The organism is Pseudomonas sp. Pseusp18, from assembly GCF_059506005.1.
In genome coordinates this window covers 1,787,995-1,801,353 of sequence record NZ_CP169240.1, presented here as the reverse complement: position 1 = coordinate 1,801,353, position 13,359 = coordinate 1,787,995, and the positions used below count along the sequence as shown (strand labels likewise).

Below are 13,359 nucleotides of genomic sequence, written 5' to 3'. Positions count from 1 at the left end.
GGCTGCGATCTTTTGACTTTAAAGGCCCTCCAGCTCCGCCATCAGGTCATTCAACCGATCCACCTTCTCCTCGGTGATGTCGCTCACCGCCAACCCGTCGATGTACTCGGCCAACTCCGCCACCGTGCTGCACTCGAACATCGCCCTTAGCGGCACGTTGCGTTGCAGGGCTTTTTGTACCCGCGAGGCGATCTGCGTGGCCAACAGCGAATGCCCGCCCAGTTCGAAGAAATTGTCACGCACACCGACCTTCTCGACCTTCAACACCTCGGCCCAGATATCCGCCAGGGTCTGCTCCAGCTCATTTCCCGGCGCCTGATAGTCCTGGCTCTGCAACTGGCCGATCTCCAGTGCCGGCAAGGCCTTGCGATCGAGTTTGCCGTTGGCGTTGAGCGGCAGCTTGTCGAGCCACAACCAGTGCAGCGGCACCATGTATTCCGGCAACTCGGCACGCAGGCGCTGCTTGATCCGCTCCAGTCGTTCGTTCGGATTGAGCGCCGAATCCGCTGCCACCAAATAGCCGACCAGATGCTTGCCGTTGACGCCCTCCTGCACCCCGACCGCCGCATCGCGGACTTCCGGCTGTTCATGCAGACGCGCTTCGATTTCACCCAGTTCTATGCGGTAACCGCGAATCTTCACCTGATGGTCGATACGTCCGACGTATTCCAGCACACCGTCACTGCGACGTCGGGCCAGGTCACCCGTGCGATACAAACGATCGCCCGGTGCGCCGAACGGGTTCGGCACAAACACCTGCGCGGTGCGCAACGGATCGCTCACATAACCGCGCCCCACCCCGGTGCCGGCCACGCACAACTCACCCACCGCCCCCAACGGCACCAGCTCCAGCGCGCCATCGAGCAGGTACAAACGGTTGTTGTCGGTCGGCGTACCAATCGGCAGATAACTGCCACGCGTCGAGGCCATGTCGACCCGGAAGAACGCCACATCGTCCGAGCATTCCGCCGGGCCATAAGCGTTCACCAGCCCCATCTGCGGGTAACGCAGCAACCATTGATGCGCCAGTTCCGGCGGCATCGCTTCACCGGTCGGCAACATCCAGCGCAGGCCATCGAGGCTCATGCAGTCCTGGGCGAGCATGCCTTGAATCAGCGACGGCACGCTTTCCAGCACGCTAATGCCCTGGCTCTGGACGTGAGCCAGCAAGCCTTGCGGATCATGGGCGATGCTGTTCGGCACGATGTCCACCCGAGCGCCGAACAACGGCGCCGCGAGGAACTGCCAGACCGAAATGTCGAAGCTTTGCGAGGCAGTCTGGGCGATCACATCGGCGTCACTCAGTTTCAGGTACGGCACCTTGCTCAACTGGTTATTGAGCATGCCGCGCTGCTCGACCATCACGCCCTTCGGCAGGCCGGTGGAGCCTGAGGTGTAAATCACGTAGGCGAGGTTGTCCGGACCGCTGTAAATACCCGGATTGGCCACCGAAACATCACTCGCCTGCACGTCTTCCCAGACCAGCAATCGAGGCCGGTTGGCACATCCGAATTCCTCCAGCAACACAACGGCTTGGTCACGGCACGCCTGAGTGCAGACCAGCAACGGCGTGCGGCTCAGGTCGATGATCCGGCTCAGACGCTGACTTGGCAGACCAGGGTCCAGCGGCAGGTAACCGGCACCGGCCTTGAAGCTGCCGACGATCATGCCCAGCAGATCGAGATTACGCTCGGCGAGCAGCGCCACCGGTTGATCGAGGCCGACGCCTGCAGCGATCAAGGCATGGCCGAGACGGTTGCTGCGCTGGTTCAGCTCAACATAGCTGTGTTGCTGATCGAGGCAACTGGCGGCGATCCGCTGCGGATGCCGGGCAACCTGCGCTTCGAACAATGAGACATAGCTCTGCTCCAGCGGATAGTCGTGTTCGCTCTGATTGCAGCCGTGGATCAGGAAGTCCTGTTCCTCTGCGCCCAACAGCGGCAGATCAGCCATGTCACCATGGAATCCTTCGACCAGCGCCAGCAACAGGCGCTTGAACTCACCGAGCATGCGCTCGACCGTGGATTCGTCGAAATAACGCTGGTCGTAGGAGAGGTGCAAACCCAGGTCATCCCCCGGATAGCAGACCGCCGTCAACGGAAAGTTGGTGTGGGTGCGGCCCGAATCCGAAGTGGCGTTGAGGCTCTGCGCACGGTCCAGCACCGAGACTTCCACCGGGGCGTTTTCGAACACGAACAGGCTGTCGAACAGCGGCTGGCCCTTCGGCAGTTCGCTGTTTTCCTGGATGCTCACCAGCGGCAGGTATTCGTACTCACGCAGTTGCATATTGCTGTCGAGCAGACCGCTGAGCCACTGACGAACGCTGCAACGCTGATCGTCCTCGGGCATTTTCACCCGCAGGGCGATGCTGTTGATGAACAGGCCGACCGTGCGTTGCATCTCTGGCATCTCCACCGGACGCCCGGCCACCGTGACACCGAACAGCACATCGCGATCGCCACTCAGGCGGCGCAATACCAACGCCCACGCCGCTTGGGCAAAGGTGTTGATAGTCAGCTGATGGGCCTGGGCCAGTTCGCGCAGTTGCGCGCCATCCCGGGCATCGAGCCTTGTGTAGCGGTCGCCGACGATCATGCCGCCGCTGTCGCCGGCATGTTCACGCAGGAACGGCCGGTCGCTCGGAATCGGCGTGGTGCGCTCGAAACCTTGCAGGTTCCGCCGCCACCACTGCCGCGCTTCAGCCAGGCTCTGGCGTTGCAGCCAGCCGATGTAATCGCGATAACGCGGCGGCATGGCCAGTTGCGCTTCGCGGCCTTCGCCGAGGGCGGTGTAGATTTCAAAGAAGTCGTTCATCAGCAGCGAACGGCACCAGGCATCGATGAGGATGTGGTGGTTGCTCATCATGAACCAGTAGCGAGCCGCGCCCACGCGGATCAAGCGCAGGTGGAACGGCGCCTGATTGAGCAGATCGAACCCGGCCTCGCGCTCGCTTTTCAGCAGCGCCTGCAGCTTCGGCTCTTGCTCGGCTTCGGCCACCGCGCTCCAGTCCAGATACTCGATCGGCGTGCTGCCCGGTTTATGGATCACTTGCAGCATGTCTTCGCCGACGTTCCAGCAGAACGACGCGCGCAGGGCTTCGTGACGGGCGATCACCGCTTGCCAGGCGTGGGCGAAGCGCTCGGGGTCGAGCTCGCTGTTGATGCGGTAGCGGTCCTGCATGTAATAGAGGCCGGTGCCCGGTTCGAGCAAGGTGTGCAGCAGCATGCCTTCCTGCATCGGGGTCAGCGGGTAGACGTCTTCGATCATCGCCGCCGGGACTGGCAGTGCGTCGAGTTGCGGCTGAGTCAGTCCGGCCAACGGGAAGTCCGACGGTGTCAGGCCGCCCGCGTTGTCGCTCAGGCAGTGCTGGATCAGGCTGTGCAATTCGCCCAGATACGCCTGCGCCAGGTCGGTAATGGTTTGCCGGTCGTGGCGTTCGGCGCTGAAAGTCCAGCGCAGCACCAGTTCACCGCCGTACACCTGACTGTCGACGCTCAGTTCGTTGGGCAGCGGCGCATACGGATCATGGGCAGCGCCGACCGGCTCATCGAGCGGACGGAACAGTGCATCGCTGCCGAAGCTCTGGTCGAACTGGCCAAGGTAGTTGAAGGTGATCGGCGCCACCGGCAGCGCGGCCATGGTCTGCCGGCACAGGCCATCGGCCAGGTAACGCAGCACGCCATACCCCAGACCTTTATGCGGCACCGCGCGCAGTTGCTCCTTGATTGCCTTGATCGACGCCCCCGGCTCATCCGCCGGTGTGAGGCGCAGCGGATACGCGCTGGTGAACCAGCCGACGGTGCGGGTCAGGTCGATCTCGTCGAACAGGGTTTCGCGGCCGTGACCTTCGAGTTGAACCAACGCTGACTCATGACCGCTCCAGCGGCACAACACACGGGCCAACGCAGTCAGCAGCAAGTCGTTGACCTGGGTGCGATAGGCCGTCGGTGCCTGTTGCAACAGTTGACGGGTCCGCTCGCTGTCGAGGCGCACGCTGACGGTTTGCGCGTGACGATTCTGCTGCCCGCCCTGAGGCCGATCACACGGCAACTCAGCGCTTGGGCCGGCCAGTTGCGACTGCCACCAGAGCAATTCTTCCCGCAAGGATTCGCTGCCGGCGTAAGCCTGCAATCGTGCGGCCCAGTCCCTGAAGGCACTGGTTTTCGCCGGCAGTTTTACTGACTGCTCTGCGTCCAGTTGACGATAAACCGTTTGCAGATCGTCCAGCAGCACCCGCCACGACACCCCATCCACCACCAAGTGGTGAATGGCAATGAACAGCCGTTGTTGTCCCTCGGGATCATCGACCAGCAGCGCCCGCAGCAGCGGCCCTTGCTCAAGGTCGAGGCTGCGCTGGGCCTCGGCGAACAGCGCCGCACATGTGTCCAGGCTCGGCACTTGCACCTGCCACAGTACGGCGGCGTCGCAAACCGCCTGATGCTCGGCCTGCCAACGGCCAGCGACCTTGGTGAAACGCAAACGCAAGGCGTCGTGCTGTTCGATCACCGCCAGCAGCGCTTGCTCCAGGCGATGCGGCTCCAGCGCCACGGTCGGCTCCAGCAGCAACGCCTGGTTCCAGTGTTGACGCTGCGGGATTTCAGTGTCGAAGAACCAGTGCTGAATCGGCGTCAAACGCGATTCCCCCGTGAGCAAACCTTGCTCGGCGGTGACCTGCTCGGTGCGGGTCGCCACCGCAGCCAGCGTCTGCACGGTCTGGTGCTGGAACAGGTCGCGCGGGCTGAAGTGAATGCCCTGCTGCCGCGCACGGCTGACCACCTGGATCGACAGAATTGAATCGCCGCCCAGTTCGAAGAAGTTGTCGTTGAGGCCAACCTGCTGCACGTTGAGCACTTCGCACCAGATGCCGGCCAGGGCCAGCTCAAGTTCGTTGCTCGGCGCCACATATTGCTGACGATTCAACTCCGGGTCCGGTGCCGGCAGTGCGCGACGGTCGAGTTTGCCGTTGGCGGTCAATGGCATGCTCGCCAGCAGGATCAGGTGCGTGGGCACCATGTAGTCCGGCAGCTGAGCCTTCAAGTAAGCCTTGAGGGCGTCGCGCAATTCGGTTTGTTGCGCTTCGTCCTGCTCGGCCACGTCAGTGACCAGATAACCCACCAGTTGTTTGCCGCTCGGTGCATCGAGCGCCAGCACGACCGCCTCACGGATCGATTCATGTTCCAGCAGACGGGTTTCGATCTCGCCCAGTTCGATGCGGAAACCACGGATCTTCACTTGATGGTCGATCCGGCCGAGATACTCCACCAGACCATCGGCGCGCTGACGGACAAGGTCGCCGGTGCGGTACAAGCGTCCGCCGTTCGCGGCAAAAGGATCAGCGACAAACCGTTCGGCGGTCATGCCCGGACGTTGGTGATAACCCTGCGCCAGACCGGCACCGCCAACATACAACTCCCCCGTCGCACCTTGCGGCACCAACGCCAGATCGGCGTCGAGAATGTACGCCACACGCGCGCCAATTACGCTGCCGATCGGCACGCTGCCCAGCCCTTCTTCCAATTGCTCGGGCGCCAGGCTGGCGAGCGGCATGACCACGGTTTCGGTCGGGCCGTACGCGTTGAAAAACAGGCTCGGCTTGAACGCCGCGCGAATCCGCTGCAAGTGTTCGCCAGTCAGGGCTTCGCCACCGGTGATGCACATGCGCACCGGCAGGGTTTCGCCCTGGGTCGCCAGCCATTGCGCCAACTGGCTGCCGTAGCTTGGGGTGAAGCCGAGGATGTTGATGTTGTGGCGACGAATCAGCCCGCAGATTTCCTGCGCATCCCACTGGCCTTGGGCGCGAAGGACCACCTGCGCACCGCTCAACAGCGGCACCAGCAGACGCTCGGTCGCGGCATCGAAGTTGATCGAATAGAAGTGCAACTCGCAATCATCGGGGCGCATGCCGAAACGCTCGATCACCGCGCGGCAATGCATGGCGATTTCACCGTGGGACACCACCACGCCTTTCGGTTTGCCGGTGGAGCCCGATGTGTAAATCAGATAGGCCTGATGTTGCGGCAAGCTGATGAACGGCAGCTCGCTGGCCGGGTAATTGGCCAGGTCCGCGGCATCGTCTTCCAGGCACCAGCGACCGACGCTGGCCGGCAATTCACCGAGCGCCGTGAACATCGCCGCATCGCTGAGCAGCAGACCGATGCCGCTGTCTTCGATCATGTAGTGCAGGCGATCCAGCGGGTATTCCGGGTCCAGCGGCACATAGGCGCCGCCCGCCTTGAGGATCGCCAGCAAGCCGACGACCATCTCCAGCGAACGTTCCAACGCCAAGCCGACCCGCACCTGCGGCCCAACACCGCGCTCACGGAGCATCCAGGCTAGACGATTGGCGCGGCTGTCGAGCTCGGCGTAGCTCAGGGTTTGCCCGGCGAACGTCAGGGCCGGCGCATCCTTGCGCACCAATGCCTGTTCGGCGAACAGCTGATGAATGCATTGATCGAGGCGATGTTCACCCGGCTCGATGCCGAGGCTGTCGAGCAGGTTTTGCTGTTCAGTGGCGTCGAGCAACGGTAGCTCACTCAAGCGTTGTTGCGGGTCGGCCAGCAACGCTTCCAGCAGATTGCGCCAGTGCCCGGCCATGCGCGCAATGCGCGGCTCATCGAACAGATCGGTGCTGTAAGTCAGGCAGCAACCGAGGCGATGGTCGAGGTCGGTGACTTCCAGGTTGAGGTCGAACTTGGTCGCTCGCGCATCGTTGGCCAGGTACTCGACGGTCATACCAGACAGGGTGCGGCTCTGCTGGAATTCCCAGCGCTGCACGTTGCACATCACCTGGAACAGCGGGTTGTACGCGGCGCTGCGCGGTGGCTGCAAGGCTTCGACCAAGTGATCGAACGGTAGGTCCTGATGGGACTGGCCTTCGATCACCGTGTGGCGAACCTGCTCGAACAACTCGCCGACGGACATCTGCCCGTCGAGCTGGCAACGCAGCACTTGGGTGTTGAGGAACGCGCCGATCAGCCCTTCGCTTTCCGGGCGGATGCGGTTGGCCACCGGCGCACCGATGCGCAGGTCGGTCTGGCCGCTGTAGCGGTAAAGCAGCACGGCCAGGGCGGCGGTCATGGTCATGAACAGGGTCAGACCGTTGTCTGCGTTGAAGGCACGAACCCGTGCGGCGAGGTCATCGCTGAGGTCGAAGCGGAACAGTTCGCCCTGATGACTTTGCACCGGCGGACGCGGACGATCGGCCGGCAATTCCAGCAGCGGATGTTCGCGGCCCAGTTGCGCGGTCCAGTAATCGAGCTGGCGCTGACGTTCGCCGGATTCCAGCCACTGACGCTGCCACACGCTGTAATCCAGGTACTGCACCGGCAAGGGTTGCAGCGGTGATTCGCGGTCATCGACGAATGCTTCATAGAGCGCGCTGAGTTCCCGGGCGAAGATGTCCATCGCCCAGCCTTCGGTGACGATGTGGTGCAGGGTCAGCACCAGGTAATGTTCCTGCTCGGCGGTCTTGACCAGGCAGGCGCGCAGCAACGGTCCGGTTTCCAGATCAAAAGGTTTATGCGCCTCGCTGTCGGCCAGTTGCTGGACACGCTGCTCACGGGTATCGACCGCCAGCGCGGAGAAATCCTTCCAGTCCATGCGCAGACCGGTGTCCGGATGCACCTGCTGCCGGGCCACGCCGTCGATGCTCGGGAACGTCGTGCGCAGGGTTTCGTGACGCATGATCAGCGCTTGCAACGCCGCCTCGAAACGCCCGACATCCAGCACGCCGCGCAACCGCGCCATGCCGCCGACGTTGTAGGCTGGGCTGTCCGGTTCCATCTGCCAGAGGAACCACATGCGTTGCTGGGAATAGGACAACGGCACCGGTTGGCGGCGGTCGACCTTCTCGATCGGTGGCTGCTGGTTGGTTCTGCCGCTGACCTGGATCAAGCGAACCTGTTCGGCAAACGCGCCCAGTTCACTGGCCTCGAACAGCGCCCGCAGCGGCAACTCGACGTCGCAGGCCTGACGGGTACGGGAGATGATTTGCGTGGCCAGCAAGGAATGACCGCCAAGGGCGAAGAAGTCGTCGCGCAGACCGATCTGCGCTTGGCCCAGCACTTCGCGCCAGATGCCGGCGATTTGTTGCTCAAGCGCCGTGACCGGTTCAACGTGTTCGCGGACTTGCCACTGCGGTTCCGGCAAGGCGCGGCGATCGAGTTTGCCGCTCGGGCTCAGGGGCATTTGGTCCAGACGCATCAGTTGCGCCGGGACCATGTATTCCGGCAACTCGGCGGCCAGCGCGGCTTTCAGGCGTAGGCTTTGAGCGTCGACATCTTCAGTGGAATCAGTGGCGGTGTAGTAACCGATCAACTGCCCGCCGGCCGATGTTTCACGCACCAGCACCACCGCTTGGGCGACGCCGGATTGTGCCAACAGCCGCGCTTCGATCTCTTGCGGCTCGACACGAAAACCACGCAGTTTGACCTGTTGATCGAGGCGACCGAGGTATTCGATCACGCCGTCGGTGGTCCAGCGCGCACGGTCGCCGGTGCGGTACAGACGCGCGCCCTGCTCGCCCAGTGGATCGACCACGAAACGTTCGGCGGTCAGCCCCGGACGGCCCAGATAACCTCGGGCCAAACCGATACCGCTGATGCACAGTTCACCCGGCACGCCGGCCGGAACCGGGTTGAGGTCACTGTCGAACACCCGGCACAGCACGTTGCCCAATGGCCGGCCAATCGGCGAGCGCTCGCCATCAGCCGTTGTGCAATGCCAGTGGGTGACGTTGATCGCGGTTTCGGTCGGGCCATAACGGTTGTGCAGTTGCACCGCCGGCAATTGCGCCAGCACGCGATTGCGCAGTTCGGCGGGCAAGGTTTCGCCGCCGGAGAATACTCGGCGCAGGCTGGTGCATTTGGCGGTCAGCGGTTCATCTATGAACAGCGAAAGCAGCGGCGGCACAAAGTGCAGCGTGGTCACGCCATACTGCTGAACCAGTTGTGCGATGCGGTGCGGATCACGATGTTCACCGGGGCCGGCGATCAGCAAGCGGCACCCGGTGATCAACGGCCAGAAACACTCCCACACCGACACGTCGAAGCTGATCGGCGCTTTTTGCATCAGCACGTCGGTTTCATTCAGGCGATAGGTGTTCTGCATCCATTGCAGCCGTTCAGCGAGCGCCGCGTGAGTGTTGCCAACGCCCTTGGGCTGGCCGGTGGAACCGGAGGTATAAATCACGTAGGCCAGGTTGTCGCCGTGCAGGTGCAGACCCGGCGCATGGCTTGGCCAGTTCTCCAGGTGCAGGGCGTCCATGGCGATCACGCAGACGCCATCAGTGGCCGGCAAGCGGTCGAGCAATTCGGTTTGGGTCAGCAACAACTCGACGCCACTGTCGCGGAGCATGTAGGCCAGGCGCTCGGCCGGGTAATCCGGGTCCAGCGGCACATAAGCGCCGCCGGCCTTGATGATCGCCAGCAAACCGATCAGCAACTGCGGCGAACGTTCGGCGGCGATCGCCACGCACACGTCCGGGCCGACGCCTTTGTCGCGCAGGTAATGCGCCAGGCGGTTGGCCTGGGTGTGCAGTTCGGCGAAGTCCAGGCTGCCGCCGTCCCACAGCAACGCGGTGCGCTCCGGGGTCTGGCGCACTTGTTCGTTGAGCAGTTCCGGCAACCACTGCTGTGCCGGGTTGCAGGGGGCAACGCTCCAGTCATTTTGCTGAGTGTGTTCGGCGGTAGTCAGTAGTTGCAGGTCACCGATCGCTTGTTGCGGACGTTCGCAGATGGCTCGCAGCAAATTGCTGAAATGCTCGGCCAGACGCTCGATGGTCGGCGCGTCAAACAGTTCGCTGGCGTAGTCGAACGACAGGCTCAAACGTCCGTTGCGGTCTTCCTCACTGTGCAGTTGCAAGTCGAACTTGGCTTCGCGGCTGTGCCACGGCAGCTCTTCGGCGAGCAGCCCCGGCAGACGACGCAGAGCGCTGAGATCCCGTTGCTGATGGTTGAACATGACCTGGAACAGACCTTGTTCGCGGGCCTGCGGGAAAGCTTCGAGCAGTTGTTCGAACGGCAGGTCCTGATGCGCTTGCGCACCCAAAGCGGCTTGACGGGTTTGCGCCAGCAACTCCACGAATGGCTGTCGCGAATCCACTTCGGCACGCAGCACCTGGGTGTTGATGAAGAAGCCGATCAGCCCTTGGGTTTCCAGGCGTGGACGGTTGGCATTCGGCACGCCGATGCGGATGTCGCGCTGGCCGCTGTAGCGATGCAACAGGCTCTGGAAGGCAGCGAGCAACAGCATGAACGGTGTCGACTCATGGGCCTGGGCGGTCTGGCGAATGGCGTTGCTCAGGCTCGCATCCAAACACAGCGTGTGACGTTCGGCGCAGTGCGTGTGTTGCGCCGAACGTGGGTGGTCGGTGGCCAGACTCAGGGTCGGATGTTCATCACCCAACTGCTCTTTCCAGTAAGCGAGTTGCCGTTCGCCCTCCCCTTGCGCCAGCCACTGGCGCTGCCAACTGCCGTAGTCGGCATATTGCGTCACCAAGGCTGGAAGGCTGACGGTCTGGCCTTGAGAGGCTGCCGCATACAGGCGCGAGAATTCGTCGATCACCACGTTCAGCGACCAGCCGTCGGCGATGATGTGGTGCATCGTCACCAGCAGTTGATGATCCTCATCATCGAGGCGCACCAGGGTCACCCACAGCAGCGGACCGTTCTCCAGGTCGAACCGGGTGCGGGCTTCGTCCTCGCGGATTTGTTGCGCGCGGGCTTCTCGCTCAGCGGCTGGCACGTCGCTAATGTCGATCACTTGAAGATTGAATTCAGCGGCAGCATCGACCCGTTGCAGGGCCACACCGTCGCGCTCGAAAAACCGTGTGCGCAGGGATTCGTGACGTTCGATCAGTTGCTGGAAACTGGCGCGCAAGGCGTCTTCGTCCAGTTCGCCGCGCAGGCGCAGGGCGCCGGGAATGTTGTAGGCGCTGCTCTGCGGGTCGAGCTGCCAGGTGATCCACAAACGGTTTTGCGCCAGGGATTGCGGCATGGCTTCACTGCGCGACAGCTGAGTGATTGCGCCTTGGGCGAGGCCGCCATCCTGTTGTTGCCGGGCGACTGCGGCGGCGAATGCGCCGAGGGTTGGCGCTTCGAACAACAGACGCAGATTCAGCTCCAGACCCAACGTTTCACGCAGGCGTGCAACCACTTGAGTGGCGGCGATGGAGTTGCCGCCGAGCAGGAAGAAATGGTCATCGGCGTTGACTTGCTTGACCTGCAACTGCTCGCACCAGATCTGGCCGATCAGGGTTTGCAGTTCGGAACCCGACTCGGTGCTGCCTTCACTTTCGTTCGCTGCCGACGGGAAAACCGCATAGCTGTCGAGGCTGCCATCGGCCAGGCGATTGCGGCAGGCCGAGCGTTGCAACTTGCCACTGGAGGTCTTGGGCAGCGCCCCCGGATTGAGTAACAGCACCACGCTCGGCGTTTCCTGATACGCCTCGGCCACTGCCTGGCGGATCGCTTTGATCAACGCCTCGGGTGGCAGGATTTTCTGCACGCTGCGGCTGATTTCCGCGGCAATGCCGATGCCTTCCTGCCCCTCGAGGTTGACCGCGAACGCGGCCACGCGACCTTTGCGCACCACCTCCACTTCGCGCTCGATGGTCTGCTCGATGTCCTGCGGATAGAGGTTGTGACCACGAACGATCAGCATGTCTTTCAGGCGCCCGGTGATGAACAGTTCACCGTCACGCAAAAAGCCCAGGTCGCCGGTGCGCAGCCAAGTGCGGCCCGCATGCTGGACGAAGGTCTTGGCCGTGGCCTCGGGGTTGCGCCAGTAGCCATGGGCGATGCTCGGCCCGGCGGCCCAGACTTCACCGACTGCGTTGTCGGCGAGTTCTTCAAGCGATACCGAATCGACAATCAGCACCGCATGATCCGGCTGGCTAATACCGCAACTCATGATCGGACTACCATCGCCCGGTTCGGCGCGGTTTTGCGCCAAGGCCTGATCGTCCACGCGCAACGCCGGAATACCCTGACCGCGCGGAGTGCCGGCAACGAACAGTGTCGCCTCCGCGAGGCCGTAAGAAGCCATGAAACTGTCCGACGTAAAACCACAGGCCGAGAACTTCTCGGCGAAGCGTTCCAGGGTGTCGAGGCGAATCGGTTCAGAACCGGAATACGCCACGCGCCAGCCGCTCAAATCAAGACGTTCCAGAGCCGATTCGCTGACGCGCTCGCTGCACAGTCGATAGGCGAAGTCCGGCCCGCCGCTGATGGTGCCGCCGTATTCGCTGATCGCTTCCAGCCAGCGCAACGGGCGGCCGAGGAAGTACGCCGGCGACATCAACACGCACGGCACGCCACTGAAAATCGGTTGCAGCAGGCCGCCGATCAGGCCCATGTCGTGATACAGCGGCAGCCAGCTGACGATCACGTCGTCAGGATTGAGATCGATGCCAAAGCCGTGACGAATCAATAGTTCGTTGGCCACCAGGTTGCCGTGGCTGACTTGCACACCTTTAGGCAACGCGGTGGAGCCGGAGGTGTATTGCAGGAAAGCGATGTGCGCGCCTTGCAGGTCCGGCGCAACCCAGCGTTCGGCCAGGGCGTTGTCGAGGGTGTCGACACACAGCAGCGGCGGCGCCCCGTTGATTTGCAGCAAGGCGTCACGCTGGTCGGCGCTGGTCAATAGCAGGCGCGGCTCGGCATCGCTAATGATCGACAGCAGGCGTTCCTGATGATGACGACGGGTCGACTCCGGCGGATAGGCCGGCACCGCAATCACCCCGGCGTACAGGCAGCCAAAGAACGCCGCAACGTAATCCGGGCCGCTGGGAAACAGCAGCACCGCGCGATCGCCGAACGACGCCTGGGCCTGCAACGCGCCGGCAATGGTTCGCGCCCGTTGGTCCAGCTCACGATAACTGAGCACCACAGCCTGATCCTGGGTTTCGGCAAGAAAACGCAAGGCCACCCGGTCCGGCGTCAGGGCCGCGCGGCGCTGGAGGGCTTGGACCAGTGTGCTGGGGAGTTCGAACGCGTCGGTCATGAGGTTTCCTGCCTGAATTCGGCTTGCAAGTGGAATCGGTTTTCGTACGTCACGCCCGTTCACGGGCATGCAGGACGCGGTCTTCGCCGACCGCGCAAGGCATTGGGAATGCTGTTCTGGCCGGGGGCTTGCGCCCGTAACCAGTCACCAATGAGAACGGATGAGGTCTTGAAATAATTAGTCGCCGGGCTTGAGCGCCGGCAGGCTTGCAGCCAGTGGGTGAGTCAGCGTGTCGCCGTTCTCACTGCGCACCCTCACGGAGCATTAATTCTCTTTCTCAATTGACAATCATTATCATTCAACATAATTTGTCGCTCGATATGTAGGACGGCTCCGACCCCCTTGTCGTCCCACAAC

Annotated in this window: 1 protein-coding gene; it reads right to left on the bottom strand. The window is 62.8% G+C overall.

The features are described 5' to 3' along the window. Positions 1 to 18: 18 nt before the first annotated feature. On the bottom strand, positions 19 to 13,002 hold the full coding sequence (locus ACEN9A_RS07975; RefSeq protein WP_258672917.1) for a non-ribosomal peptide synthetase: 12,984 nt from the start codon (positions 13,000 to 13,002) through the stop codon (positions 19 to 21). Between the last annotated feature and the right edge of the window lie 357 nt (positions 13,003 to 13,359).